A 25955-nucleotide genomic window follows, 5' to 3' on the forward strand; every position below is an offset into this window, starting at 1 on the left:
GGGAGCCGGGAGCCGGGAGCCGGGAGCCGGGAGCCGGGAGCCGGGAGCCGGGAGCCGGGGGCGGCAGGGATGGATGCGTCGATCTTGGAGTTGTGGCAGTTCGCGAACGCTACAAACCGCACATTCGAGGTGCCACAACTCCAAGATCGGCGGGAAGTGGGGGGTGATCTTGAAGGGCTGGCCGCGCCGGGAGCTGGATCGACAGGGGCGGTGGAGGGGGAGCGGCTCGTGCTGAGGGCGCACGTGTGCGGCGGGGCGGGTATGTGGCGGAGTGGGGGCGGGTATTCACGGGGGCGAGGTAGGCTCGCCGGTCGGGCGCCCCCACCCCGGGCGTCGGCCGTCTACCCGCCCGGCGGGCGCGGCACCTACGCACCGGCTCGGATCCGCACAACGGGGACGACGGCGAGGAAACAGCAAATGATCAGTGTTTTCGATCTTTTCAGCGTCGGTATCGGGCCGTCCAGCTCGCACACCGTCGGGCCGATGCGGGCCGCCCGTACGTTCGTGGCGGGCCTGAAGGCCGACGGGCAGCTCGCCGACGTGGCGCGGGTACGGGCGGAGCTGTTCGGCTCGCTCGGCGCGACCGGGCACGGGCACGGCAGTGACCGGGCGGTGCTGCTGGGGCTGGAGGGGGAGGTCCCGGAGACCGTCGACACCGACTCGGTCGGGCCGCGTGTCGAGCGGATCCGCACGCAGCGGCGGCTCGACCTGTTCGGCAGTCAGGGGATCGACTTCGACCCGGACACGGATCTGGTGCTGCATCGCCGGCGCTCGTTGCCGTACCACCCGAACGGGATGACGTTCGCGGCGTACGACGCGGCCGGGAACGAGGTGCGGACGCGCACGTACTACTCGGTCGGTGGCGGGTTCGTGGTGGACGAGGCGGCGGCCGGGGCGGACCGGATCAAGGCGGACAGCACCCGGGTGCGGCATCCGTTTCTGACCGGCGCGGAACTGCTCGAGGTCACCACCGGTACCGGGCTGTCGATCAGCGAGGTGATGCTCGCCAACGAGGTGTCCTGGCGTAGCGAGGCGGACGTGCGGGCGGGGCTGCTGGAGATCTGGCGCGTGATGCGCGAGTGCGTGGAGAGCGGCTGTACCCGTGACGGCGTACTCCCGGGTGGGTTGAAGGTCCGGCGGCGCGCGGCGGAGATGCGGCGCGGCCTGGAGGCGGAGACCGGCAGCGGGGATCCGCTGCGCGCGATGGACTGGGTGACGCTGTTCGCGCTGGCTGTCAACGAGGAGAACGCGGCCGGCGGGCGGGTGGTCACCGCGCCGACTAACGGCGCCGCCGGGATCATCCCGGCCGTGCTGCACTACTACACCCGGTTCGTACCGGGTGCCTCCGAGGAGGGCGTGGTCCGGTTCCTGCTCGCGGCGGGTGCGATCGGCGTGCTGTTCAAGGAGAACGCGTCGATCTCCGGCGCCGAGGTGGGCTGCCAGGGCGAGGTGGGTTCGGCGTGTTCGATGGCGGCGGCCGGGCTGGCCGAGGCGCTGGGCGGTACGCCGGAGCAGGTGGAGAACGCCGCCGAGATCGGCATGGAGCACAACCTGGGGCTGACCTGCGACCCGGTGGGTGGCCTGGTGCAGATCCCGTGCATCGAGCGCAACGCGGTGGCGAGCATCAAGGCGATCACCGCGGCCCGGTTGGCGTTGCGCGGCGACGGGGTGCACCACGTGTCGCTGGACAAGGTCATCAAGACCATGCGGGAGACCGGCGCGGACATGAAGGTCAAGTACAAGGAGACCGCGCGGGGCGGGCTCGCCGTCAACGTGATCGAGTGCTGACCCCGTTGGGGTGACCCGGCGCGTGCCCGGGCCGAGGCCGCGACGGAGGGCGCGACGATGGTGCGGTGACGTCAGGCGTCGCGGCGCTCTGGTCCGCCCGCACCTCGCTGCGCATCCTGGTCCGCCGGGATCTCGCGGTGAAGTACCAGCAGTCGGTGCTGGGCTACTTCTGGTCGCTGATCGAGCCGCTCGGCATGGGCCTGATCTACTGGTTCGTCTTCGGCGTGCTCTACTCCGGCCCGACCCGGCGGCACCTGGGCGAGGCGGCCGGGTCGTACCCGCTGTTCCTGATCACCGGCATCTTCGCCTGGATGTGGGCGAGTTCGGCGCTGACCGAGGCCGCTAACGCGCTCACCGGGCAGTCCCGGCTGATCACCACGATGAACCTGCCCCGACCGATCTTCCCGATCGGGCGGGTCGCCGGCCGGTTCGCCGAGTACCTGGCCGGGCTGCCGATCCTGGCCGCCGTCGCGGCGATCTACGCGAGCCAGGGGAAGATCCGCCCCGGCTGGAGCCTGCTCGCCCTGCCGCTGGCGGTGGCGGTGCAGTTCGTGCTGCTGGTGGGTCTGGCGTTGCTGCTGTCGGCGGGCAACGTGCTGATGCGCGACATCGAGCGCACGATGCGGCTGGTCATCCGGCTGCTGTTCTACGCGACCCCGATCATCTATCCGCTCGACCTGGTGCGGGAGTCGGGCATGCCGGGCTGGATCAAGATCGGGTACGAGCTGAACCCGCTGGTCGGGATCTTCCAGCTGCACCATGCGGTCTGGTATCCGGACGAGTTCCCCGACGCCCGGCTGCTCACCATCACGGTGTCCGGCAGCGTGCTGGTGCTGGCGCTGGGCTGGTGGGCGTTCCACCGCCTCGAACCGGCAGTGCTGAAGGAACTCTGAATGGCGCCGATCATCGAGGCGGACGGGCTCGGCATCCGGTTCGTCCGCAACCGGCGCCGTCAGCTGCGGCTGCGGGAGCTGATCGTGCACCGGGGCGCCCGCGACCCGGACGCGGGCCGGTTCTGGCCGCTGCGTGACCTGTCGTTCCGGGTCGAGCCGGGCGAGACGGTGGGCGTGGTGGGGCGCAACGGCACCGGCAAGAGCACGCTGCTGCGGCTGATCGCCGGTGTGCTCATCCCGGACGAGGGCTCGATCCGGGTGCACGGCCGGGTGGCGCCGCTGCTCGAACTGTCCGCCGGGTTCTCCGGCGACCTGACCGGGCGGGAGAACCTCTACCTGGTGGGCGGGCTGCACGGGCTGTCGTCGGCGTACCTGCGGGAACACTTCGACGAGATCGTCTCGTTCGCCGGTGAGCAGGTGGAACGCGCCATCGACACGTCGGTGCGGCACTACTCGTCGGGGATGAAGGTGCGGCTGGGTTTCGCGGTGATCGCGCACCTGCCGCACCCGGTGCTGCTTGTGGACGAGGTGACAGCGGTCGGGGACGCGGAGTTCCGCGCGAAGTGCTATGCGACCATCGAGCGACTTCTCGCGGAAGGGCGCACGCTGGTGCTGGTGTCACACAACGACAAGGACCTCACCCGGTTCTGCCGTCGGGGGCTGTACCTCGACGCCGGACGGCTGATCGTCGACGGGACGATCGACGAGGCGCTGGCGGCCTACGCCGACGCGGCGAAGCGGTGACGCTCGCGATCGTGCTCGCCGCCGACCCGGCGGCGGGCCACCGCAGCGAGCCCGGCCGGCCCGCCGGGGAACCGCTCACCGAGCGCCTGGCCACGCAGTGGCGCCGGGCCGGGGCGGACGACGTGCGCATCGCCGCCGACCTGACCGAGCTGGCCGATCTGGTGGCCACCGCGACCGGCCCGGTGCTGGTGAGCGGTGCCGACCTGGTGGCGCACACCGCCGTACTCAAGCACCTCGCGACCAGCCCGGTGGGGCCGACGGTGGCGCTGGTGCTCACCGATCCGCCCGCTCCCGGGCAGGCCACCGTGCGCGAGGAGCGCGGGCAGGTGGTCGAGGTCGGCGCCGCCGACGCGAGCGGCGTGTTCGGCGGCGCGCTGCGGGTGGGCGCGGCCGACCTGCCCGCGCTCGCCGACGCCGCCCGCCGCGCCGCGGGCGGCGGGCCGCTGGACGCGGTGGACCGGCTCGTGGCCGACCTCGCCGCGCGGGGCACGCTGATCTTCGCCCAGAGGGTACGTCTGCTCGTGGCGCACCGGGTCGGCGACGAGGCGCAGCGGGTGGCGGCCGAGTCGGCGGTGGCCGCCGTCGACGAGGACCGGGCCGAGCTGAAGCTGTCGGTGAAGGAGCGGGACGACTTCTTCACCACGTTCTTCGTCAGTACCTGGTCCCCGTACGTCACCAAGGCGGCGGCACGGATCGGGATCGGCCCGACCGGGGTCACCATGGTCTCGGTGGCGTTCGCGGTGGCCGCGGCGGTGCTGTTCGGCGCCGGTGGACGGCCCGCGCTGGTGGCCGGCGCGATCCTGCTCTACCTGGGTTTCGTGCTGGACTGCGTGGACGGGCAGCTCGCCCGCTACACGCGGCACTTCAGCGCCTGGGGCGGCTGGCTGGACACGATGGCCGACCGCTTCAAGGAGTACGTGGTCTACGCCGGTCTCGGCTTCGGCGCCACGCACGCCGGGTTCCGGTACGGCTGGGCGCTGGCGCTCGCCGCGATGACGTTGCAGACCGTGCGGCACATGACCGACACCTGGTACGGCGCGCTGCACGACGAGGCGGCCCGGCGGCCGAAGGTGGTGAGCGCCGACGCGGGCGGCATCGGCGGGAAGCTGAACGCCGCGTCGACCCGGGTGCAGGCGGACACCGGCTCGGTGTCGTACTGGCTGAAGCGCACGGTGGTGTTCCCGATCGGTGAGCGGTGGGCGCTCATCGCCATCGCCGCCGCGCTGTTCGGGCCGTTGGTGGCGCTGGTCGCGGTGCTGGTCTGGGGGACGTTGGCGTTCGCGTACACCGGGGGGTTGCGGACCTTGCGGGCGCGGTGGATGCGGGTGCCGGTGCTGACCACTGTGGACGCGGGTCTGCACCGCGACGACGGTCTGCTGGCGCGGACGCTGCCGGCCGCGCGACGGCCGCTGCTGCTGGCGGTGCTCGGCGCGCTCGGCGCGGCGGGGACGCTGGTGTGGGCGCTGCTCGCGGTGCACGGCGGCGGCGACCTGCCGGTCTGGGTGCCGGTGCTCGCGCTGGTGCTGCTGCTGGGTGCCGCGCAGGGCTCACGGGCGCCGCACGACGGGTCGCTGGACTGGCTGGTGCCTGCTGCGTTGCGGGCCGCCGAGTACCTGTTCGCCATCGCGATCGGCGTGGCGGGCCGGGCGCCGGCCTGGCTGATCTTCGGGTACGTCCTGGTGCTCACGCTGCTGCACTACGACCTGACCGCCAGGCTGGAAAAGCGGCAGGCGGCGCCGCCGCTGCACGCGGCGACGCTGGGCTGGGCGGCACGTTCTGTGTTGCTGGCAATCGGGCTGATCGCCGGATATGCGAGTATCGCTCTGGCTACACTGGGTGCGTACCTTCTCGTGGTTTTTGTCGCGAGCGTGGTCCTCGCCTGGGTGGTCCTGCCGGCCCGCGCCCATGGGGGTGTGCGCTCGCCGGGCTGACGGAGGGCGGGCCGGGGTGACCTTGATCAGCTTCGTCGTGCCGGCCTTCAAGGTGCAGGGCTACCTGCGGGAATGTCTCGACTCGATCCTCGACCAGCCGTTCGTCGACATCGAGGTGATCGGTGTCGACGACGCCTCCCCCGACGACAGTGGCGAGATCCTGGCCGAGTACGCGCTGCGCGACCCCCGGGTCCGCCCGGTACGCCTCGCCGAGAACGTCGGGCTCGGTCCGGCCCGCAACATCGGGCTGGACCGGGCCGTCGGCGAGTACGTGTGGTTCGTCGACGGGGACGACTGGCTGGTGCCCGGCTGCCTGCCGCACGTCGCGGACCGGCTCCGCGACACCGCGCCGGACGTGCTGATCGTCGACCACGTCCGGGCGCACTGGAACAACATCGGCACCCGTAGCGCGATGCGCGACGTGTTCCCCGACCCGCCCGGCGCGACGACGTTCACGCTGCGGGACCGGCCGGAGACGCTGAAGCTGCTGCACACCGCGTGGAACCGGGTGGTACGCCGGGAGTTCCTGCTCGAACGCGGGCTGCGCTTCGAACCGGGCTGGTACGAGGACGTGTCGTTCAGCTATCCGGCGCTGATGGCCGCCGGGCGGATCGGCGTACTCGACCGGATCTGCCTGAACTACCGGCAGCGCCGCACCGGCGCGATCACGAAGACCCGGGGGGACCGGCACTTCGAGGTCTTCGCCCAGTGGCACCGCGTGTTCGGGCTGATGGACCGCTGGAGGGTGACCGGGCTGCGACCGGCGGTCTTCGAGCGGATGATCTGGCACTACCTGACGGTGCTCGGCAACGGCGACCGGATCGCACCCGAGCTGCGGGCGCCGTTCTTCGCCCAGATGCACGCCGACTACGTGCGGTTCCTGCCGCCCGAGGGGTACCCGGTCCCGCCCGGCCCGGAAGGGCTCAAGCACCGGCTGGTGGCGGCCGGGCGCTGGCGGACGTTCAGCGCGTTGCGCGAGGCGCACCAGGCGGGGGAGACGGCCCGGCGGACCGCCCGGCGGGCCCGGCGACGGATCACGCCGGTGGTGCGGCGTACCGCCCGGCGGGCCCGTGACCTGGCGCTCGGCGAGTACTACCGGGCCGAGCTGCACCGGCCGATCGACCCGACGCTCGCCGTGTACGCGGCCTACTGGTACCGGGGCTACTCGTGCAACCCGGCGGCGATCTACGAGGCCGCCCGCCGGCTCGCACCGCAGGTACGTGGTGTGTGGATCGTCCGCCGGGACCGGGTGGCCACGCTGCCACCAGGTGTCGAGTACGTGGTGGCCGGCAGCCGCGAGTACCACCGCGTGCTGGCCCGCGCCCGCTGGCTCGTCAACAACGTCAACTTCCCGGACTTCGTCCGCAAGCGGCCCGGCTCGGTGCACGTGCAGACCCACCACGGCACGCCGGTCAAGGTGATGGGCCTGGACCAGCAGCGCTACCCGGTGGGCGCGATGGGGATGAACTTCGCCGGCCTGCTGCGCCGCGTTGACCGCTGGGACTACAGCATCACCTCGAACAGCTTCTCCACCCAGATGTGGGAGCGGGCGTACCCGGCGGACTACACCACGCTGGAGGTCGGCTACCCGCGCAACGACCGGCTGGCGCTGGCCACCGCCGAGGACCGCGGCCAGGTCCGCGCCGCGCTGGGCATCGCGCCCGACGAGTACGTGGTGCTCTACGCGCCGACGCACCGCGAGCACCTGCCCGGGTGGCGGCCACCGTTCGACCCGGACCGGATGCTCGACGTCCTCGGGCCCCGGGGCCGGCTGCTGATGCGCAGCCACTACTTCCACGACCGGGAGCGGCATCCCCGGGGACCGGCGGCGGACGGCGTGCTGGACGTGAGCGCGTACGAGCGGGTGGAGGACCTCTACCTGGCCGCGGACGTGCTGGTCACCGACTATTCCTCGGCGATGTTCGACTACGCCGTGCTGGACCGGCCGATAGTGGTCTACGCGCCGGACTGGGACGCCTACCGGGTGGCCCGGGGCGTCTACTTCGACCTGCTGGCCGAGCCGCCGGGCGCCGTCGCGCGGGACTTCCCCGGGCTGCTCGACGTGTTCCGTTCCGGCGCCGTCGACGACGAGGACGCCGAGCGGGCCCGGGCGGCGTTCCGATCGCGGTTCTGCGCGCTCGACGACGGGCACGCCGCCGAGCGCGTGGTGCGCCGTGTGTTCCTCGGCGAAACGCCGTAAAAGGGGTTACCGGCAGGTCACTTAACTGCGGAGCCCGGCGAATACCGCTTAATAGGACTGTCACGAGACGAACATGGCACGTTTACCCGATGTGCGAATCAGATGATCCTGGTCACAGTCATTCCCGGGTTTGGGGCGAGGAACTGGGGAGGTGACGGTGGCGACCGTCGCGCTCAAGGATGTCACCAAGGTGTTCCCGGATGGAACAGTCGCGGTCGACACCATCAATCTGGACGTCAACGACGGCGAGTTCATGGTGCTGCTCGGCCCGTCGGGCTGCGGGAAATCGACAGTGCTGCGCATGGTCGCCGGGCTGGAGGACCCGTCCTCCGGCGCCATCATGCTCGGCGGTGAACTGGCGAACGACCTGCCACCACGCGACCGGAAGATCGCCATGGTCTTCCAGGACTTCGCGCTCTATCCGCACATGACAGTCGGCGACAACATCGGCTTCCCGCTGCGCCTGAGCGGCGTCGAGCCCGTACCGCGTGGCGAGCGGATCCAGGACGTGGCGAGCGCGCTCGGCATCGGCGACGTCCTCGGGCGCAAGCCCAGCCAGCTCTCCGGCGGCCAGCGGCAGCGGGTCGCCATGGGGCGGGCGATAGTGCGCCGGCCCGGCCTGTTCCTGATGGACGAGCCACTCTCCAACCTGGACAGCGGGTTGCGCGCCGAACTGCGGGCGGAGATCTCCGGCCTCACCCGCGAACTGGGCGTCACCACCATCTACGTCACCCACGACCAGGCCGAGGCGCTGACCATGGCCGACCGCGTCGCCATCATGCGCAAGGGCGTGCTCCAGGACGTGGGCACCCCCACCCAGGTGTACGGCCGGCCCGCGACGCTCTACGTCGCCGCGTTCCTGGGCAGCCCCCGGATGAACCTGCTGGAGGCGTCGGTCTACGTCCACCTCGACCGGTACGTCGCGCTGAACCTCGGTGAGCAGTCGCTCTACCTGCCCTGGGACGACATCCGCAGCCGGGCGGTGGCGCACTACCACGGTGAGCGGATCGTGGTCGGCATGCGCGCCGAGGCGCTCACCCCGGTCGCCCCGGACACCGCCGGTGACGTGCTGCACGGGCGCATCCGCTACCTGGAGCACCACGGTCACGAGTCGCTCGCGTTCCTCGACATCGGCGCCACCGCGATCGTGGTGGACGAGATGGGCACCCCGGTCGAGCAGGCCGCACCGGGCCAGCGCGGCCTGCGCCGGTTCAACCAGGTGATGCAGCGGCTCACCGGCCGCGCGACGGAGTCGTCGGCCCCGGCCCCGGAGGCGGGCGGGGGCGGCGGCAACCGCACGAGCGTGCTGCCCGACCCGGGCCGCCACCACCGTCGTCCGGCGGAACTGGCGGTACGGCTCGCGCCGTACCCGCAGGTGTCGCCCGGGCACCCGCTCGCCGTGCAGGTGCGGATGGACGCGCTGCACTTCTTCGACGAGCGAGGCGACCGCATCGACGTCGGCTGGCGGTGAAAGGAGGGGCACCCTATTAACGCCTCCGGTAGAGGAAGGGCCCCTTATTGACAGTCACCGCCCGGAGGGACGGGCGGGTGACGGCGATACGGGCCCCAGGCGACGAAGCGGGCGAACATGTCGGCCGGGGCCGGCGCGTCGTTCGGGTTCAGCCGGTAGAGGTCGCGTGTGGCCTCGTACAGCAGCCCGCACAGGTAGATGGACAGCCCGATCCGGTTGTCCTCGTACTCGCTGCGCAGCAGCAGGCGGGCCATCGGGCACGGCCACGGCTGGCCGCAGGCCCGGCAACACCACATCGGACGTAGCGGCGTGTGCGGGGTGGCGTGCAACGGGTACGGCCGGGGGCGATCCGGCCTGGGCCCGTCCGGCGGCTGCCCGAGCTGGTGGCTGATCACCGGCGCTCCTCGTGGTGGCCGTCTCCCGGGCGCTGCTCCGGGGCGGACCGATGGCCGCCGCTGTTCCCGCGCTGCTCCGGTACGGACCAGCGACCGCCGTTGGCCCGCCACTGCTGGGCCGGGGTGAGGTTGCCGACCCGGCCGGGGCCCATCGTCGGTAGTGGACGCGTCGGCTGCCGCATCCACTCCGGCAGGTTGTCGCCCCGTACCCGGTGGGGCAGTGTCGGTGCCGACGCACCCCGGCAGCGGAACCAGCGCAGTCGCACGGCGCAACTCCTCTCGGTAGCGGGAACCGGACGAATTCGGCTCCACTGCGTGACAGTCTCGTCACCGCGCCGCTAGGGTCGGAAGGCGTTCCACCCCCACCTTCCTGGCCGTCCGACCGGCCGATTTCCGTGTGCAGCCGTGTGCAGAGGTGTGCAGATGATCCGTGTGCCGTTGTGGGAACTGTTCGCCGGTGAGCTACGCCGGTTACGCACCGATGCGGGGCTGACCCAGGAGGCGCTGGGCGAGCGGGTGAGCTATTCGGCGTCGCTGGTGGCGGCCGTCGAACAGTGCCGCCGAGCGCCGCGCGCCGAGTTCACCGAGCGCTGCGACGAGGTGCTGAACGGCGGCGGCCTGCTGGTGCGGATCCGGGACGCGCTGATGCAGGAGGCGCTGATGCCGTGGTTCCGCGAGTGGGTGAGCATCGAGCAGGAGGCTGCCTCACTGCGTAGCTTCCAACCGCTGGTGGTGCCCGGCCTGTTGCAGACCGAGGAGTACGCCCGTGCGCTGCACGAGGGCGCTAGCCCACTTGTCGGTGATGCTATGGAGCAGCAGGTGGCCGCACGGATGGCGCGGCAGGTGGTGCTGGACCGCCCGGCTCCGCCGCAGTTCGTGGCAGTGCTCGACCATTCGGTGCTCACTCGCGCCGTCGGCGGCCCCAAGGTGATGCGGGAGCAGCTGGCGCATCTGGTCGAGGTGGGTCGTCGGCCTCGCGTGCACCTGCACCTGGTGCCGGAAACGGTCGGTGCCTATCCGGGGCTCAACGGTGCTTTCGTGCTCGCGACCCCCGCCGACGGTGACGACGTGGGCTACCTGGACAACCAGTTGCACGGCACGATTGTGGAGCGGCACGCGGACGTAAAATCACTTCGGCAAACCTGGGAGTCGGTGCGCGCGGAAGCTATGCCGCACGGGGCGACTCTGGCGGCGATCACGGAGGCGGCGAAACGATGGAGTTGACCGGCGCGACCTGGCGCAAGAGCACCCGCAGCAGCGGCAACTCCGGCGACTGCGTCGAGGTGGCGGACAACCTGCCCGGTGTGGTGGGGGTGCGGGACAGCAAGGACCGGCAGGGGCCGGCGCTGACGTTCACGCCGTCGAGCTGGGCGGCGTTCGTCGCGTACACCAAACGGGCGTGAGCGACGTACCGGATCTCGGTCCGCCGCCACGGCGCACCGCCGTCGGCGTGGAGCAGGTGCGTCGCCTGATCGCCGACCAGTTCCCGCACCTGACCGACCTCCGGATCGAACCGGTCGCCAACGGCGGCTGGGACAACTGGACCTTCCACCTCGGCCCCGAGCTGCTGGTGCGCCTGCCCAGCGCTGCCGAGTACGCCCTGGCTGTCGAGAAGGAACACCTGTGGCTCCCGGCCCTCGCCGCTCGGCTGCCGCTACCAATCCCCGCACCGCTGGCGAAGGGCGAGCCGGGTGCGGGCTACCCGTATCCGTGGTCGATCTACCGCTGGCTCGACGGCGAGACCGCGGGCGTGGACCGGATCGCCGACCCGGTGCGGTTCGCCCTCGACCTGGCCGGATTCCTCGCGGCCCTGCAGGACGTCGACGCCGCCGGTGGACCGCAGCCGGGCGTCCACAACTGGTTCCGGGGCGGCACTCTGCGCACGTACGACAAGAAGGTCGAGGATGCGCTCGTGGCGCTGGACGGCCACGTCGATGCCGAGCTGGTGCGCGAGGTCTGGGCGCGGGCGGTAGGCGCCCGCTGGGGCGGGGTGGACCGCTGGTTCCACGGCGACATCGCCCCGGGGAACCTGCTGCTCGCGCGCGGCCGGCTGGCGGCCGTCATCGACTTCGGGACATGCGGCGTCGGTGACCCGGCCTGCGACCTGGCGATCGCCTGGACGTTGCTGACCGCCGAGGGCCGGGCCGCGTTCCGCGAGCGGCTGTCGGTGGATGACGCGACGTGGACGCGCGGACGTGGCTGGGCGCTCTGGAAGACGCTGTCCACCTACTCCCGCACCTTCGACGACCCCGAGGACGCGGAGGAGTCAGCCGAGGCGCTACGCATTCTCGGGGAGATGTTCGCCGAATAGGCGGCCGGTCTCTCAACCGGCGGCTGTGGTCCCCTTCTCCGGCGCGAACGGCCACTCCTCGAACGACGCGCACCTGCCGTCCTCGGCGAACCGCATGATCCAGAGATCGCGCCACTCCTGGTGGACGGGGTCGCCGTACCGGACCTGCACACGTGCCACAGCGGTGTCGCCGTCGACCGCGACGACCTCCGATGTCATCTCGAAGACCTCGCCGGGCCCGTCGCGCTCGCTGTCCCACATGCGGGTGATGGCGGGCAGGCCGACGACCGGATCCCGGTACGGCCCCTGCCGGTAGCTCGCGTCGGCCGTGAACATCGTGCCGAGCGCCGCCGTTCCCGGTGTGCGCCACGCCTGCTCGTACGCCGCGATCCAGGCGGCCACCCGATTCCTGTCCATGGCTGCCAGCCTGCCATCCGGGTGGGTCCGGGTCTCCCAGATCGGCTGCCGGGGATCGTCGTTGTGCACGACGACGTGGGCGTGCTCGGCCGGGCGGGCCGTGGCGAAGTAGAGCCGCTGGGCGGGCAGGTAACGCTCCCGCCAGCGCCGTTCCACGTCGGCTCTCGTTGACACGCGGCTCTCCCGGACCACCGCACGCTCCACGGTACGGTCCAGCGCTGTCGACACGAACACGCGCAGCTCCCACCGGTCGACCAGTTCCGGGCGCAGGAGGAAGACGCCGTCGAACACCAGCACGGCGTCGGCGGGGGCGGTGGTGAGCGGCGGGGACAGCACCGCGTCGGAGGCGTGGTCGTAGACCGCGTGCCGGAAGCGCCGGTCGCCGCCCGGGCCGAGCGGATCGAGCAGCACCCGCTTCAGCGTCCCGTGATCGTGGGTGTCGACGTAGCAGCCCTGCGCCGAGAACTCGCCGCGTCGGTAGCGCCGCTCCCGGGGGAAGAGGAAGTCGTCTACTGTCGCCCGGATGACGTACCGGCCGCGGGCGCGCAGGACGGCGGCCAGCTCGTCGGCGAGCGTGGTCTTGCCGGCGGCGGGCGGCCCGTCGACGGCGACCCGCGTCGGGTGCGCCACGGTGACGGACCCGACCGCGTCGGCCAGGAGGTCGATCAGCTGATCGCGGCGGGGATATATGTATTGCCCCCGCGCCGGGCCGGGAGTTTGACTGCCGTCCATGCCGTCCCCCTCACCGGTCTTCGTCGCGGGCACTGGTCGTTCGGGCACGTCGCGGATCGCCGACGTCATCGGTCAGCATCCGCTGATCCACCGGATCCCGATGGAGACCAAGTTCCTCGTCGAACCGGGCGGCCTGCGGGACCTGGCCGACGCGCTCACCGACCGGTACGACCCCATCGTCGGTGAGGACGCGCTGCACCGGCTGAGCGACTTCCTCACCGTACGCGTGCCCGGCCGGCGTGACGACCGTGGCAAGACCGTGCCCGAGCTGGTCGGCGTGGGCCGGTACCGGGACGCCGTACACCGGCTCTGGCCGCAGGTCATCGCGCACGCCTTCGAGGAGCCCGCGCCCGCGGAGGGCTTCGGCGACGGCGACCGGTCCGCCGGACCGTTCGGGCCGGCCAGCCGACGGCGGGCCGTCCCGAGGTACTTCAGTGAGCGGAGCGAACTGATCGGCGTCCTGCGGAGCCTGGTCGACACCCTGTTCGGCGGGGCGGCGGCCGACGCGGGCAAGCCGACCTGGTGCGAGAAGACGCCGTTCAACCTGTTCGCCATGGACTTCCTCTGGGAACTGGTGCCCGAGGCGACGATCGTGCACATCAAGCGTCACCCGGTCTCGGTGCTCGCCTCCCACCTGGCCCAGCCGTGGGCGCCGTCCACCGTCGACGGTGCGCTCGCCTACCTGCTGGCGGTCTACGATCGCTGGCTGGCCTGGAGGAACACGGCCGACCTGACGAGCCGGCGATACGTCGAGGTGAAGGCGGAGGACCTGGCGGCCGACTGGCCCGGGCAGCGGCGGGTCCTGTTCGAGCGGCTGGGCGTGGAGGACGCCGTCACCGCGTCGACGTTCCAGGCGGGCAGGCTCGCGCACCGCGACGACCAGTTCGACGCGGACACCCGCGCGTACGTCGAGCGGGAACTGGGCGAGATCATCCCCGCGATGGGATACGAGTGACGGCCGAGAGACGACCTCAGCAGGAGCCGGCGCGATCGATCGGGACCATCAGGGCGGCGCTCACTGCGATTCCCAGTACGGCGACCGCCAACCACGGCCAGGCGTTCCGGACGTGCGGCCGGGTACCTACCCGGGCCACGACGACGGAGAGGACCGCCGCCGCCGTCATCGCCAGGACCAGCAGGGCGTACGCGTTCCTCGCCGCCTGCGCCGAAGCGTAGGTGTCACCGTCGCACGGCGCCGAGGGCGCCAGGAGCGGGATGCAACTGAGGCAGCTCGCGACGACGAGCAGTGTGCCCAGCACGGTCACCAGAGTCGCTGCCGCCCTCGCCGCACGGGATCGCATCGACTGGACAGTAGGGCCCGAAGATCTCGAAGGTGACACGACCGGGCGACAGCAGATCAGGTGTCACGCCTTGTGGCGCAGTTCGCGGAGCACGCCGTGGCGGCGCAGCGCCCACCCCAGGCGCCGTGCGCTGGGGTGTCTGACGAACAGCACCGCCGCCCGGCGGATCAGCCCGAACCGGTTGTCGCTCACCTGGTCGTCTACCGCCCGCCAGATCAGCTCACGGACGCCGGCGCTGTCCAGCATCGCCCGTACCTCGTGGCGTACCCGGGGATCCTCGGCCGCGGACGTGACGGCGGTGACCAGGCCGGGCCGGTCGGCGAGCGGCTCCACCGCCGCGGCGACGAGCGGCCGGCGTACGGTGTCCCGCTCCAGCAGCAGCAACACCGCCTCCCGGACCTCGGTGCTGTCGAGCCCGGATCGCAGCAGGCCCAGCGCGCTCCGCTCGACCTCGCCGTCGCGGTCCGGAAGGGACAGCGCGGCCAGCAGCACCGTCACCTCGTCGAGGTCGACGAGGTGACGCAGCCCGTCGCGGAACTCCGGCAGCGCCCACGCCACCGTCAGCCCGCGCGCGAGATCGCGGTTCATGGGCCACTCGCTACCCGGAGCCGGCAGTCTCCGAAACGCCGTCCGGTCGTTGCCATGCCGCTTAACTGGTGTTCTACTTAACCATAACAATCTGACGGAGGGTCACCAGGGTGATCAACTTTCATGTCGACCGGTCCAGCAGCGTCCCCGCGTACGCGCAGCTCGTGCGGCAGGTCCGTGAGGCGCTGCGGATCGGGACGCTGCGGCCCGGAGACCAGCTCCCCACCGTGCGCAGCGTGGTGACAGCGTGCACGGTCAACCCGACCACTGTGCTCAAGGCCTACCGGGAGCTGGAACTGTCCGGCCTGGTGGAGGCGAGGCAGGGTGCGGGCACATTCGTCAGCGGGACGCTCGGGCACGCCGATCCCCACGTCATGGCTCGCCTGCGCGGCAGCCTGGCTCGGTGGCTCGGCCAGGCCCGGGAGGCCGGTCTGGAGGACGAGGACGTCCAGGCGCTGCTCGCCTCGGTGATCGCGGCGAACGCGGCACCCGCGAGGAGAGAGAACGCGGAGGGCGCGGCGTGAGCGGCGAGCCGGTCGCCGTCGAGGCGCGTGACCTGAGCCGGCGCTACGGCGCCGTGTGGGCGCTCCGGGAGTGCTCGTTCGCGCTGCCCGCCAACCGGGTCGTCGCGCTGGTCGGCGCGAACGGCGCGGGCAAGTCGACGCTGCTGAGCATCATCGCCGGCACCCTCGCGGCGACCGGCGGCACGGTGTCGGTGCACGGCCGGCAGGTGGTGCGGGGCGGGTCCGCCGACGGCGGCAGCCGGGTGGCGATCCTGGCCCAGGACAAGCCGCTCTACCGCGACTTCACCGTGTCGGACATGCTCCGCTTCGGCCGCTCGACGAACCGGGTGTGGGACCAGCGGCGGGCGCTGTCGTGGCTCGAACGCTTCGCCGTCCCGCTGGACCGGCGCTGCGGCAAGCTGTCCGGCGGGCAGCGGGCGCAGGTCGCGCTGGCGGTCGCGCTCGGCTCCCGCCCGGCGGTGCTGCTGCTGGACGAACCCCTCGCGAACCTGGATCCGCTGGCCCGCGTCGAGGTGACAGGCGAACTGCTGGCGGAAGTCGCCGACGACGACATGACAGTCATGCTGTCGACCCACATCGTCGCCGAGCTGAGCGGCGTCGGTGACCACCTGCTGCTGCTCGACGCCGGTCGGCCCGTCCTCACCGGCGACGTCGAGGAGCTGCTCGACAGCCACGTCCGGCTGACCGGGCCCCGCGCCGACCAGCCGCCCGGGCCGGGCCTGGTCGTCCAGGCGCAGCACACCGGCCGCCAGTCCACCTTCGTCCTCCGGCGGCCGGCGGCGCCGGCGGCCCACGCGGTCGTGGCACCCGGCTGGACCGCCCAGCCCATCACCCTGGACGAGCTGATCCTGACCCACCTCAGAGCGTCGGCCGCCGCGCCGCACGAGCGGGAGGCAGTCGCATGAGCCCGGTCGGACAGCTGTCCGCACCCACGAACCGCCAAAGCGACCCCGGGTACGCCGGGGGCGTACGCGGTCTGCTCTGGCTGACCTGGCGTCAGCACCGCTGGACGGTGATCGGCACGCTGGTCCTGGCCGCGGTCCTGGTGGGATGGATGACCTACCTGTCGGTGGAGCTGACGAGCCTGTGGCACCAGTGTCACGAGACGTTCTGCGCGGAGGAGTCGCCGCAGGGCCGGCGGCTCGGCGGCTCATCCAGCCTGGTTCTGACGCTGGCCGTCCTGTCGCAGGTGGTGCAGTGGATGCCGCTGCTGATCGGCGTGTTCGTCGGCGTCCCGGTGCTGACCAGGGAACACGAGCAGCGCACCCTGCTGCTGGCCTGGAGCCAGGACGTCTCCCCGCAGCGGTGGCTCTGGACCCGGCTGGCCCTGCTCGGCCTGTTCGTGGCGGCGGTGACCTCGGCGGTCGCCGGTGTCAGCGACCACCTGGAGCGACTCCAGGCCCGGGTCGCCCCGGTGAGCCTGTTCGAATACGGGCCGTTCCTCAACACCGCGATGCTTCCGGCCGTGATCAGCCTCTGCTGGTTCGCGGTCGGCGTCGCGCTCGGCGCCGCGATCAAGCGCACGCTCCCGGCCGTGTTCGGCGTGGTCGTCGGCTTCGTCGGCCTGACCTATCTCGTCCGGTGGCGCTATCCCACGTTGATGGAGCCGCTGACCGCGCACCGCGTCATCGGCGGGCCGGGCGTGGGGGTGCTGCGCGACAACGCCCTGGTCGTCAAGGGCGGCATGATCGACTACGGGATCGACGGGCCGTCCGGCGCGTTCGACGCCTCCGGGCGTGAGCTCACCGGGGTCGAGCTGCAACGCCTCTGCCCACCCGACAACGGCACCGGCCGGACGCTCGCCTGCTTCGTCGAGCACAACCTTCAGCAGCACCTCCAGTACCAGCCGGGCAGCCGGATCCCCGAGTTCCACCTGATCGTCGCCGGCGGCTATCTGGGCCTGACCGCGCTGGCACTCCTCGTCGTCTGGTGGATCGTCCGCCGTACCGACCTGAGCGCGGGCTGACCGGGGACCGGCCTTGCCGGTGTTGTTACTGGCGAGTAGCGTTCGGGCATGAGCATCGACTCTCGCCAGGTGGCGGCCGGTCTCCTCGACGCCGTGCCGTTCGCCCGCACGCTCGGAATCGAGTTCGTCGAGGTGGCGCCCGAGGCCGAGGGCGGGGTCCGGGCCGTGGTCCGGCTCCCCGACGACCCGGCGCACCACAACCACGTGGGCGGCCCGCACGCCGGAGCCATGTTCACGCTGGGGGAGACCGCCTCGGGCGCGGTTGTTCTGGCCGCGTTCGGGCAGGTGCTCGACCGGGCCGTACCCCTGGCCGTGACCGCGACCATCCGCTACCTCAAGGTGGCGATGGGGCCGGTGCTGGCGACGGCGCGGCTCGGCGGCGTACCCGCCGAGGTGCTTGCGGAGCTGGACGCCGGACGGCGGCCGGAGTTCCCGGTCGAGGTGGAGGTCCACACCGAGGACGGCACGCTCACCTCCTCGCTCACCGTGATCTGGACGCTGCGCCCGAACCGCTGAGCGCCGAATGGTGTTTGCCCGGTGCGAGCGCTGGATAGATTCAAGCGATGCTGGGCCTCCCCGCGCACGTGCGCGCTTGTCTCTTCGATCTGGACGGTGTGCTGACGCAGACCGCCAAGGTGCACAACGCCGCCTGGGCGGAGACGTTCGACGCGTACCTGCGGCGACGGTCGGCGGAAACCGGCGAGCCGTTCCACCCGTTCGACCCCGGACCGGACTACAACCGTTACGTGGACGGCAGACCGCGCGCCGACGGGGTGCGCACATTCCTGGCCTCGCGCGGCATCACCCTGCCCGAGGGATCGCCTGACGACCCGCCCGAGGCGGACACCGTCAACGGCCTCGGCAACCGCAAGAACGTCGTCCTGCTCCAGCAGATCGAGCAGCACGGCGTCGAGGTGTACGAGGGTTCGGTGCGCTACCTGGAGGCAGCCACCACGGCCGGACTGCGCCGCGCCGTCGTCTCGGCCAGCGCCAACTGCGCCGCCGTGGTGCACGCCGCCGGACTGGACCGCTGGCTGGAGGCGCGGGTGGACGGTGTGGTCGCCCGCGCGAACGGGCTGCGCGGCAAACCGGCCCCGGACACGTTCCTGGAAGGCGCCCGGCTGCTCGGCGTCGAACCGGCGCAGGCCGCCGTCTTCGAGGACGCCCTCGCCGGCGTCGCCGCCGGGCGGGCCGGCGGATTCGGGTACGTGGTGGGCGTCGACCGGGTCGGCCAGGCCGACGAGCTGCTGGCGCACGGCGCCGACGTGGTGGTCACCGACCTCGCCGACCTGCTCGCCGCGGAGCCGGCCGCGTGATCCGGGAACGGGCGTATCCGGTCGAGCCCTGGCACGTCCGGGAGATGCAGCTCGACATGGACGTGCTGGCCCAGTCCGAGTCGGTGTTCGCGCTGTCCAACGGGCACATCGGGCTGCGGGGCAACCTCGACGAGGGCGAGCCGCACGGGCTGCCCGGCACCTACCTGAACTCGTTCTACGAGCTGCGCCCGCTGCCGTACGCCGAGGCCGGCTTCGGTTTCCCCGAGTCCGGGCAGACCATCGTCAACGTCACGAACGGCAAGCTGATCCGGCTCCTCGTGGACGACGAGCCGCTCGACGTGCGCTACGGCGAACTGCTCGCCCACGAGCGGGTCCTCGACATGCGCGCCGGCACGCTCCAGCGGGACCTGCACTGGCGCTCCCCGGCCGGCCGGGAGGTCAAGGTCCGTACCACCCGCCTGGTGTCGTTCACCCAGCGCTCGGTGGCAGCCATCCACTACGAGGTCGAACCGGTCGACGGGCCGCTGCGGCTGATCCTCCAGTCCGAGCTGGTCGCCAACGAGTCGCTGCCGCCGCAGAGCCGTGACCCCCGGGTCGCCGCCGTCCTGGAGTCGCCGTTGCAGGCCGAGGAGGAGCTGACCACCGACGACGGCGGCCAGCTCATCCACCGCACCAAGGTCAGCGGTCTGCGGGTCGCCGCCGCGATGGGCCACGACGTCGACGGGCCCGAACGCACCACGATCGAGAGCGAGGGGTACGAGGACTGGGTCCGCACCACCATCGGCTGCGTGCTCAAGCCCGGCCAGACGCTCCGGGTGGTCAAGTACCTCACGTACGGCTGGTCCAGCCGCCGGTCCCTCCCGGCGCTGCGCGACCAGGTCGGCGCGGCGCTCGCCGCGGCCCGGCTCGACGGCTGGGACGGCCTGCGCCGGGCCCAGCGCGAATACCTGGACGCGTTCTGGGACGCCGCCGACGTACGCGTCGAAGGCGACCCCGAGGTGCAGCAGGCCGTCCGGTTCGGTCTCTTCCACGTCCTCCAGGCCGGCGCCCGAGCGGAACGGCGGCCGATCTCGGCCAAGGGCCTCACCGGCCCCGGGTACGACGGCCACGCGTTCTGGGACACCGAGATGTTCGTGCTGCCGGTGCTCACGTACACCCAGCCCAGCGCGGTCCGTGACGCATTGCAGTGGCGGTACGACACGCTGGCCCAGGCCCAGGAACGCGCCCGCACGCTGAACCTCGAAGGCGCCGCCTTCCCGTGGCGCACCATCGAGGGGCCGGAGTCGTCGGCGTACTGGCCCGCCGGCACCGCCGCGTTCCACATCGCCGCCGACGTCGCCGACGCGCTGCGCCGCTACGTGCTCGTCACCGGTGACGAGGCGCTGGAACGGGAGATCGGACTGGAACTGCTCGTCGAGACCGCCCGGCTGTGGCGTTCGCTCGGCCACCACGACCGCGCCGGGCGGTTCCACATCGACGGCGTCACCGGCCCGGACGAGTACACGGCGGTGAAGAACGACAACGTCTACACCAACCTGATGGCCCAGCGGAACCTGCGTACCGCCGCGGACTGCGCGATGCGCTACCGGGACCAGGCACTCGACCTCGGCGTCACCGAGGAGGAGGCAGCCGCCTGGCGGGACGCCGCCAACGACATGCACGTCCCGTACGACGCGGAGACCGACGTGCACGAGCAGGTGGAGGGTTTCACCCGTTTCCAGGAGTGGGACTTCGAGCACACGCCGCCGGAGAAGTACCCGCTGCTGCTGCACTATCCGTACTTCGACCTCTACCGCAAGCAGGTCGTCAAGCAGGCCGACCTGGTGCTCGCCATGCACTGGCGGGGCGACGCGTTCAGCGCCGCCGAGAAACTGCGCAACTTCGTCTACTACGAGCGGCGCACCGTACGCGACTCGTCGCTGAGCGCCTGCACCCAGGCGGTGCTGGCGGCCGAGGTCGGCTACCTCGAACTGGCCCACCGCTACCTGCGCGAGGCCGCGCTGATGGACCTGCACGACCTCAACGAGAACACCCGCGACGGCGTGCACATGGCGTCCCTGGCGGGCGCCTGGATCGCGCTGGTGGCCGGGTTCGGCGGGCTGCGGGACCACGACGGGATGCTCTCCTTCGCGCCCCGGCTCTCCAGCCGCCTCAGCCGCCTGGAGTTCTCACTCCAGTGGCAGGGAATGCGACTGCGGGTCGACGTCCGGCCGCACCAGACGACGTACTCGCTGCGCAACGGCGGCCCGGACACCGTCGTGGAGCTGCGGCATCACGGCGAGCCGCTGCGGGTCACCTCCGCGCAGCCGGTCACCGTGGCGGTGCCACCGGCTCACCCGACCGGTCCGCAGCCGGAGCAGCCGCAGGGCCGCGCGCCGCTGATGCACCTGCCGGAACGCATGAACTGAGCGGCCCCGCCCCGAAGGGCGGGACCGCTCAGTACGCGTACCTCAGAACTGGCGGCCGTTTGACGGACGCCCGCCGGCGTCGCGCGGCGCCGTGGCCCGCGGATCGTCGGACGTCCGCGCCGTCGAGGCGCGGTCGGCCCAGTCCGGCGAGTCCTTCAGCTCCTGCTTACGACGTTCCTGGTCGGTGAGTTCCTGTTCCCGGGACCTGTCCTGTTTCGCCATGACGATCCTCGCGATCGGTCGGGGTCCGTGGTCACCCCGCGCGTTCCCGCCCGGCGGCGGCTCAACCGTCCAGGCGAGGGCTCAGCCGTCCACGTGCTGGGCGAAGCTGCGCCGCAGGTGGTCCTTGGGGCGGGAGCCGACGATCGAGCCGACCACCTCGCCGCCCCGGAACACCAGCATGGTCGGCGCGGACATGATCCGGTGGGCGCGTGCGGTGGCCGGGTTCTCGTCGGTGTTGAGAGTGACGAAGCGCAGCGCGTCGCCGAACTCCTCGGCCAGCTCGGCCAGGTGCTTCGACACCACCCGGCACGGCGGGCACCACTCGGCCCAGAAGTCCACCACCACCGGCCCGTCGGCGGCCAGCACGGTAGCCGCGAAGGTGTCGTCGGTGACCGGGTTCAGCCGGCCGGTCCCCGTGTCCTGAGGCATGTTTCCTCCCGTTGGGCGATCGCGTGGGCGAGCTGGTCGTGCAGCCGGCGGCGGACGTCGCCCAGCCGGTCGAGGTAGTCGTCCACCTCGGCGAGCTTGCGCCGCAGCACCGCCACCGAATCGGGGCAGACGTCACCGGAGTCGTTTCCGGCGCGCAGGCAGGCCACGAACGGGCGGATGTCGTCCAGGCCGAAGCCGATCGCCAACAGGGACCGGATCTCGCGGACGACGCGTAGTTCCGCCTCGTCGTAGACCCGGTATCCGTTGGCGGACCGGCTCGGCCGGACCAGGCCGTGGGCCTCGTAGTAGCGCAGGGTGCGGGTGCTCGTACCGGCCCGCTGCGCCAGCTCCCCGATCCGCATCCGCCGCCCCCGTTCCCTCACTGCCAGGTCGACGCTAAACCTTGCCGCCGACGTCAACGCAACCCGAACGCGTGCGCTTTTGTGGATCTTGGTACGGAATGGCCCCTGGAGGGGCCATTCCGTACCAAGATCTGCCCGGTGGTCTTGCCCGGTGGGCGCGATCATGAAGTTGACGGGGTGGGGGAGCGCTTTCTGGGGCGTCAACTTCATGATCGTCGGGGTGGGGGGTATGCGTGGGGGAGAGCGGGAGGGGCGGTGAGGTTATGGGTGAGGTTTCGGTGCCTGTGGTGGACGGCGGGCTCGTGGGGGACGTCAGCGTGCCCGGCGACGCCGGTGGAGTGGTGCTGTTCGCGCACGGGAGCGGCAGCTCGCGGCACAGCCCGCGCAACATGGCCGTCGGGCGCGCGCTCAACGAGCGCGGGCTCGCCACGATGCTCGTCGACCTGCTGACCGCCGACGAGGAGGTCAGGGACGAGGTCACCGCCGAACTGCGCTTCGACATCGGCATGCTGGCCGAGCGCCTGGCCGGGATCGTCGACTGGATGGGTGCCGACCCGGAGCTGGGGCGGCTCCCGGTCGGGCTGTTCGGCGCCAGCACCGGCGCCGCCGCCGCACTCGTCGCCGCCGCGGCCCGGCCGGACCGGGTGGGCGCTGTGGTCTCCCGGGGCGGCCGGCCCGACCTGGCCGGCAGCTCACTGACCGCGGTACGCGCACCGACGCTGCTGCTCGTCGGCGGCCTCGACGAGCAGGTGATCGCACTCAACGAGCAGGCCCGGGACGCGCTGGGCGAGGTCGCCGAGCTGCGGATCGTGCCCGGCGCCACGCACCTGTTCGAGGAGCCCGGCACGCTGGAGCAGGTGGCCGACCAGGCCGGTACGTGGTTCACCACGCACCTGCGCCAGCCGCACCCCGCCTGACCGCCGTACCCGTCAGCGCTCCGGTGGCTCAGCCCGCTGCATCGGCGGCGCGGTGCCGCTGCACGGTGTCCAGCACCCGCCACAGCACCGCCGCGATCGGCACCGACACGAACGCCCCGGCGACCCCGGCCACCAGCGTGCCGGCGGTGACCACCACCAGGATGACCGCCGGGTGCAGCTGCACCTGCCGCCGCATCACCAGTGGTTCCAGCAGGTTGCCCTCGATCTGCTGGACGGCGATCACGGCGGCCAGCGTCAGCAGCGCGGTGGTCGGACCGTTCGCGGCGAGCGCGACGAGCACCGCCACCGCACCGGCCACCGTGGCGCCGATGATCGGTACGAATCCGCCGAGGAACGTGATCAGGGCGAGCGGGAGGGCCAGCGGGACACGCAACACGACCAGGGCCAGCCCGATGCCGATGGCGTCGATGGCCGCGATGATCATCGTGCCCCGGCTGTACGCGCCGAGCGTCCGCCAGCCGGCCCGTCCCGCCTCGGCGGTCAGCTCCCGGCGCGGGCCGGCGAGCCGGCGCAGCACCCAGCGCCACATCGAGCGGCCGTCCTTGAGCAGGAAGAACAGCAGCACCAGGGCGAGCAGCACCGCGCCCGCGACCTCGGCGACCTTGCGCGCACCGGCGACGGGGTCGGGCGCGCCGCTGCTCAGGCCCTGCCGGATCTGCTCGACGAGCCGGTCGAGCTGCTGGTCGGTGACCGGCAGGCTGGACGTTACGAAGTCCCGGGTGCGCTGCAAACCCTCGTCGAGTTGCTGGCTCAACTCGCTGAACTGGCTCGCGGTGAGGTTCCAGACCAGGACGCCGGCGCCGCCCAGGATGCCGAGCAGCAGCAGAATGCTCAGCAGCGCGGCGAGCCCGGCCGGTACCCGCAGCCGGCGCAGGCGTACCAGGATCGGGTCGAGCAGCGCGGCGAGGAAGAGCGTGCCGGCCAGCGCCACCGCCAGCGGCGCGAGCAGCACGGCGATCTGCCCGAGCAGCCACAGCCCGGCGGTCACCACCAGCAGGCAGGCGCTCCAGGTGACCGCCGTCCGTACCGGCCAGGGAAGTCCCGCCCAGGTCTGTCGCGGTCCGGCGGTCGGTGCCCGCCCGGTTATGCCAGCGTCGTCGTCCACGTCGCCCTCCTCGATCCGGGCCGTTGGTACCCGACGCGGGCCGATCCGACACCAGGGACGTAACCGCCCACCCGGTGTTTGTGCCCCCGGCCTCCGGGAAGGCATTCACCGTATCGAAGGGAGATTCGGGCATGAGTGACTTCATGGACAAGGCCAAGGACCTCGCCGACAAGCACGACAGGCAGGTCGACCAGGGCATCGAGAAGGCCGGTGACGCGGCGGACAAGCGCACCGGCGGCAAGTACGACGCGCAGATCGACAAGGGCGTCGACATGGCGCAGCAGCGCACCGGCGAAGGCGACACCGGCCGCTGACGTACCCCGACGGCGGGCCGGCCCCCAGAAGGGGACCGGCCCGTGCGGGTCAGGAGCTGTAGCCGCGTCCGGCGATCCAGTTGGCCAGCTCGGTCACGTCCATCCAGTACGTGGGCTCGTCCGGCCGGGCCGGGTCGGCGATCAGCACCCGGTCGCCGTCGCCCTCGTACCGCACGACGGTCACGTAGTGGCCGGGGTAGCTGTGCTCCACCCCGTCGATGTCCCGGGCGCCGCCCAGGATGTTCGCCACCACCGGGCGGTCGTCGTCCACAGCGGTACGGATGTCCGCGCGCAGACGCTCGACCTGGTCCCGGGTGGCCACGTCGTCGCGGATCTCGGTGGTCTTGTACTTGCCACCCGTGTACTCGTTGAGCACGCGGGTGATGTCGATGGCCGAGTCGGTGCCGTTCTCGGTGGTGCCGAGCTTCGTCGCCAGCTCGTCCTGGCTCACGTCCCTGCCCTCGGCCGACAGGGCGATCCGGGTCGAGGCGGGACCGCAGTAGAAGTAGTTCGGCTGTGCCTGGTACTCGTAGTCGGCGGCGCGGTCACCCTTGCCCTTGACCGGGGCGGCGTGGGCGGCGGCCGGACCGGCCACGGCACCGCCGGCCGCGGCCAGGCCGGCGACGGACAGCACACACTTACGGATGATCGGGTTCATGGTCGAGGCTCCATTCGGGGGTCGACGGCTCCGTGCGGGAGACGCGGCACCAGGAGTGGCGCTCGGCGTACGGAGAGTTCAACCGCCCTGTCGCTGCGGACCATTTCCGGCCGTGACCGGGGCCACCGCGGAACCGGACAGACGGCTCAGTCGGGGAGGCTTCCCAGGAGCCCGGTCACCGCGATCTCGATGACCACCCGTTCCGGATTCGGGCGCGGCGTGCGATACCGCTCGGCGTACCGGCGCTCGGCCTCGGCCACCGACTCCGGGTCGCGGCGCAGCACCGCCCGGCCCTCCACCGTCAGCCACCAGCGGCCGTCGACCTGGCACACCGCGACCGGGACGCCGTCCGGCCCGGCCGCCGCGACGTGCCGGGCCTTGGCCGACCCGGCTGAGGTGATCACCCGGGCCAGCCGGGCTGCGGGATCGAAGGTCACCCCCACGGGTACGACGTGCGGAGTGCCGTCGGCACGCGGTGTGGTGAGCGTGGCGAGGTGCCGATCCGCGAAGAAGCGGGCCACCCGCTCGTCGCTCGGATCCAGCCGATGCCGTGCCGCCATGTCGTCTCCTTGTTCCGTGCCGGTGACGTCTCAGCGGCGGGGTGCCGCGCCGGGCGGCAACGTCGCCACCGGGGACTCCCCGGCGGCCCGCTGCTCGGCGCGGTGCTTGGCGACCAGCCGGCCCAGGTAGAACAGCGCGCCGGCCAGCACGCCCATGTCGTCCAGGTAGATCGGATCGGGCAGCAGGTCCACCGGCAGGATCGTGTAGATCAGCGCGCCGTAGAACGCGACCTTGCCGCCGGCGCCGAGCGCGCCGAGCATCCGGCGGGTGCGGACCACCCGGATGGCGAGCAGTACCGCCCCGGCCAGCATGGCCGCCGCGAGGACGGCGGCGAGGACGACCAGCACCCAGGCTTCACGGGACACGCCACCACGCTAGCCGAGCCGGGCCCGGGCCGCGCGGTGCCGACGACAGACGACTCTGACGGAACGCCTATGACTG

Annotated in this window: 30 protein-coding genes and 1 pseudogene; 18 read left to right on the forward strand and 13 right to left on the reverse strand. The window is 72.0% G+C overall.

Annotated elements, in window-relative coordinates; all coding sequences use genetic code 11:
* Positions 1 to 417: 417 nt before the first annotated feature.
* From OC439_RS26945 to OC439_RS26970, 6 genes are all read left to right on the forward strand, one after another.
* Positions 418 to 1788, forward strand: coding sequence for an L-serine ammonia-lyase (locus OC439_RS26945; RefSeq protein WP_262015878.1), 1371 nt, complete (start codon positions 418 to 420; stop codon positions 1786 to 1788).
* A 65-nt stretch (positions 1789 to 1853) separates the two neighbouring features.
* Positions 1854 to 2681 (forward strand): ABC transporter permease, encoded by an 828-nt coding sequence (locus OC439_RS26950; RefSeq protein ID WP_262015879.1) that lies wholly within the window; start codon positions 1854 to 1856, stop codon positions 2679 to 2681.
* Positions 2682 to 3425, forward strand: coding sequence for an ABC transporter ATP-binding protein (locus tag OC439_RS26955; protein WP_013283732.1), 744 nt, complete (start codon positions 2682 to 2684; stop codon positions 3423 to 3425).
* On the forward strand, positions 3422 to 5356 hold the full coding sequence (locus OC439_RS26960) for a DUF5941 domain-containing protein (protein WP_410054963.1): 1935 nt from the start codon (positions 3422 to 3424) through the stop codon (positions 5354 to 5356). Before OC439_RS26955 ends, OC439_RS26960 begins: the two co-directional genes overlap by 4 nt.
* A 16-nt stretch (positions 5357 to 5372) precedes the next feature.
* Entirely contained in the window at positions 5373 to 7556 is a 2184-nt protein-coding gene (locus OC439_RS26965) for a bifunctional glycosyltransferase family 2 protein/CDP-glycerol:glycerophosphate glycerophosphotransferase (protein WP_262015880.1), read from the forward strand.
* Between the two features lie 157 nt (positions 7557 to 7713).
* Entirely contained in the window at positions 7714 to 9027 is a 1314-nt protein-coding gene (locus OC439_RS26970) for an ABC transporter ATP-binding protein (RefSeq protein WP_135242986.1), read from the forward strand.
* A 44-nt stretch (positions 9028 to 9071) separates the two neighbouring features.
* Here the strand turns inward: OC439_RS26970 and OC439_RS26975 are convergent, their stop codons facing one another.
* Both OC439_RS26975 and OC439_RS26980 read right to left on the reverse strand, forming a co-directional pair.
* On the reverse strand, positions 9072 to 9422 hold the full coding sequence (locus OC439_RS26975) for a hypothetical protein (protein WP_262015881.1): 351 nt from the start codon (positions 9420 to 9422) through the stop codon (positions 9072 to 9074).
* Positions 9419 to 9688: a hypothetical protein gene (locus tag OC439_RS26980; protein ID WP_262015882.1), complete on the reverse strand. Its 270-nt coding sequence runs from the start codon at positions 9686 to 9688 to the stop codon at positions 9419 to 9421. Before OC439_RS26980 ends, OC439_RS26975 begins: the two co-directional genes overlap by 4 nt.
* Before the next feature lie 157 nt (positions 9689 to 9845).
* Here OC439_RS26980 and OC439_RS26985 point away from each other — a divergent pair, with 157 nt between their 5' ends.
* From OC439_RS26985 to OC439_RS26995, 3 genes are read left to right on the forward strand one after another with little or no spacing between them, the layout of a single operon-like run.
* The gene (locus OC439_RS26985) at positions 9846 to 10646 is read left to right on the forward strand and encodes a helix-turn-helix domain-containing protein (RefSeq protein WP_091332031.1); all 801 of its coding nucleotides are present in this window, start codon (positions 9846 to 9848) and stop codon (positions 10644 to 10646) included.
* Positions 10637 to 10825: a DUF397 domain-containing protein gene (locus OC439_RS26990; RefSeq protein ID WP_091330321.1), complete on the forward strand. Its 189-nt coding sequence runs from the start codon at positions 10637 to 10639 to the stop codon at positions 10823 to 10825. The genes OC439_RS26985 and OC439_RS26990 overlap by 10 nt, the downstream gene beginning before the upstream one ends.
* Entirely contained in the window at positions 10822 to 11733 is a 912-nt protein-coding gene (locus OC439_RS26995) for an aminoglycoside phosphotransferase family protein (protein ID WP_262015883.1), read from the forward strand. Before OC439_RS26990 ends, OC439_RS26995 begins: the two co-directional genes overlap by 4 nt.
* Before the next feature lie 12 nt (positions 11734 to 11745).
* Here the strand turns inward: OC439_RS26995 and OC439_RS27000 are convergent, their stop codons facing one another.
* The gene (locus OC439_RS27000; RefSeq protein WP_262015931.1) at positions 11746 to 12129 is read right to left on the reverse strand and encodes a YybH family protein; all 384 of its coding nucleotides are present in this window, start codon (positions 12127 to 12129) and stop codon (positions 11746 to 11748) included.
* A gap of 27 nt (positions 12130 to 12156) precedes the next feature.
* A pseudogene (locus OC439_RS27005) lies at positions 12157 to 12861 on the reverse strand (AAA family ATPase); the annotation flags it as partial.
* Here OC439_RS27005 and OC439_RS27010 point away from each other — a divergent pair.
* A complete protein-coding gene (locus tag OC439_RS27010; protein WP_262015884.1) occupies positions 12860 to 13816 on the forward strand; it encodes a sulfotransferase family protein in 957 nt (318 codons plus the stop codon). The pseudogene OC439_RS27005 and the gene OC439_RS27010 sit on opposite strands and share 2 nt — an antisense overlap.
* Positions 13817 to 13832: 16 nt before the next feature.
* Here the strand turns inward: OC439_RS27010 and OC439_RS27015 are convergent, their stop codons facing one another.
* On the reverse strand, positions 13833 to 14120 hold the full coding sequence (locus tag OC439_RS27015; protein ID WP_262015885.1) for a hypothetical protein: 288 nt from the start codon (positions 14118 to 14120) through the stop codon (positions 13833 to 13835).
* A gap of 105 nt (positions 14121 to 14225) precedes the next feature.
* Positions 14226 to 14750 (reverse strand): hypothetical protein, encoded by a 525-nt coding sequence (locus OC439_RS27020; RefSeq protein WP_262015886.1) that lies wholly within the window; start codon positions 14748 to 14750, stop codon positions 14226 to 14228.
* A gap of 110 nt (positions 14751 to 14860) precedes the next feature.
* Here OC439_RS27020 and OC439_RS27025 point away from each other — a divergent pair, with 110 nt between their 5' ends.
* From OC439_RS27025 to OC439_RS27050, 6 genes are read left to right on the forward strand one after another with little or no spacing between them, the layout of a single operon-like run.
* Entirely contained in the window at positions 14861 to 15274 is a 414-nt protein-coding gene (locus OC439_RS27025; RefSeq protein ID WP_013473768.1) for a GntR family transcriptional regulator, read from the forward strand.
* Entirely contained in the window at positions 15271 to 16179 is a 909-nt protein-coding gene (locus OC439_RS27030; protein WP_262015887.1) for an ABC transporter ATP-binding protein, read from the forward strand. The genes OC439_RS27025 and OC439_RS27030 overlap by 4 nt, the downstream gene beginning before the upstream one ends.
* Positions 16176 to 17240: an ABC transporter permease gene (locus OC439_RS27035; RefSeq protein ID WP_262015888.1), complete on the forward strand. Its 1065-nt coding sequence runs from the start codon at positions 16176 to 16178 to the stop codon at positions 17238 to 17240. Before OC439_RS27030 ends, OC439_RS27035 begins: the two co-directional genes overlap by 4 nt.
* 48 nt (positions 17241 to 17288) lie before the next feature.
* On the forward strand, positions 17289 to 17756 hold the full coding sequence (locus OC439_RS27040; RefSeq protein ID WP_262015889.1) for a DUF4442 domain-containing protein: 468 nt from the start codon (positions 17289 to 17291) through the stop codon (positions 17754 to 17756).
* 47 nt (positions 17757 to 17803) lie between these two features.
* Positions 17804 to 18556 carry an HAD family hydrolase gene (locus OC439_RS27045; RefSeq protein WP_262015890.1) on the forward strand — a complete coding sequence of 251 codons (753 nt, stop codon included), beginning with the start codon at positions 17804 to 17806 and terminating at the stop codon, positions 18554 to 18556.
* Complete coding sequence (locus OC439_RS27050; protein WP_262015891.1) at positions 18553 to 20925, forward strand: glycoside hydrolase family 65 protein; 2373 nt, start codon at positions 18553 to 18555, stop codon at positions 20923 to 20925. Before OC439_RS27045 ends, OC439_RS27050 begins: the two co-directional genes overlap by 4 nt.
* Before the next feature lie 42 nt (positions 20926 to 20967).
* Here the strand turns inward: OC439_RS27050 and OC439_RS27055 are convergent, their stop codons facing one another.
* The 3 genes from OC439_RS27055 to OC439_RS27065 all read right to left on the reverse strand — a co-directional run bounded on the left by OC439_RS27055 (position 20968) and on the right by OC439_RS27065 (position 21938).
* Complete coding sequence (locus tag OC439_RS27055; RefSeq protein WP_071097001.1) at positions 20968 to 21147, reverse strand: hypothetical protein; 180 nt, start codon at positions 21145 to 21147, stop codon at positions 20968 to 20970.
* A gap of 81 nt (positions 21148 to 21228) precedes the next feature.
* Entirely contained in the window at positions 21229 to 21576 is a 348-nt protein-coding gene (locus OC439_RS27060; protein ID WP_315985951.1) for a thioredoxin family protein, read from the reverse strand.
* On the reverse strand, positions 21546 to 21938 hold the full coding sequence (locus tag OC439_RS27065; RefSeq protein ID WP_315985952.1) for a MerR family transcriptional regulator: 393 nt from the start codon (positions 21936 to 21938) through the stop codon (positions 21546 to 21548). Before OC439_RS27065 ends, OC439_RS27060 begins: the two co-directional genes overlap by 31 nt.
* A gap of 263 nt (positions 21939 to 22201) precedes the next feature.
* Between OC439_RS27065 and OC439_RS27070 the strand changes: the two genes are divergently transcribed.
* Positions 22202 to 22855 carry a dienelactone hydrolase family protein gene (locus tag OC439_RS27070; RefSeq protein ID WP_262015893.1) on the forward strand — a complete coding sequence of 218 codons (654 nt, stop codon included), beginning with the start codon at positions 22202 to 22204 and terminating at the stop codon, positions 22853 to 22855.
* A gap of 28 nt (positions 22856 to 22883) precedes the next feature.
* Here the strand turns inward: OC439_RS27070 and OC439_RS27075 are convergent, their stop codons facing one another.
* On the reverse strand, positions 22884 to 23981 hold the full coding sequence (locus OC439_RS27075) for an AI-2E family transporter (RefSeq protein WP_262015894.1): 1098 nt from the start codon (positions 23979 to 23981) through the stop codon (positions 22884 to 22886).
* A 131-nt stretch (positions 23982 to 24112) separates the two neighbouring features.
* On the opposite strand from OC439_RS27075, the gene OC439_RS27080 reads away from it, so the two are divergent.
* Positions 24113 to 24295, forward strand: coding sequence for an antitoxin (locus tag OC439_RS27080; RefSeq protein WP_262015895.1), 183 nt, complete (start codon positions 24113 to 24115; stop codon positions 24293 to 24295).
* Positions 24296 to 24344: 49 nt separating this feature from the next.
* Here the strand turns inward: OC439_RS27080 and OC439_RS27085 are convergent, their stop codons facing one another.
* The 3 genes from OC439_RS27085 to OC439_RS27095 all read right to left on the reverse strand — a co-directional run bounded on the left by OC439_RS27085 (position 24345) and on the right by OC439_RS27095 (position 25879).
* Entirely contained in the window at positions 24345 to 24953 is a 609-nt protein-coding gene (locus OC439_RS27085) for a C39 family peptidase (RefSeq protein ID WP_262015896.1), read from the reverse strand.
* Positions 24954 to 25099: 146 nt separating this feature from the next.
* A complete protein-coding gene (locus OC439_RS27090) occupies positions 25100 to 25513 on the reverse strand; it encodes a pyridoxamine 5'-phosphate oxidase family protein (protein ID WP_262015897.1) in 414 nt (137 codons plus the stop codon).
* A 30-nt stretch (positions 25514 to 25543) separates the two neighbouring features.
* Positions 25544 to 25879, reverse strand: a complete 336-nt coding sequence (locus OC439_RS27095) for a YkvA family protein (protein WP_013283759.1) — start codon at positions 25877 to 25879, stop codon at positions 25544 to 25546.
* Positions 25880 to 25955 lie beyond the last annotated feature (76 nt).

The organism is Micromonospora sp. Mcm103 (genome assembly GCF_024519755.1).
Classification (GTDB): Bacteria; Actinomycetota; Actinomycetes; order Mycobacteriales; family Micromonosporaceae; genus Micromonospora; species Micromonospora aurantiaca.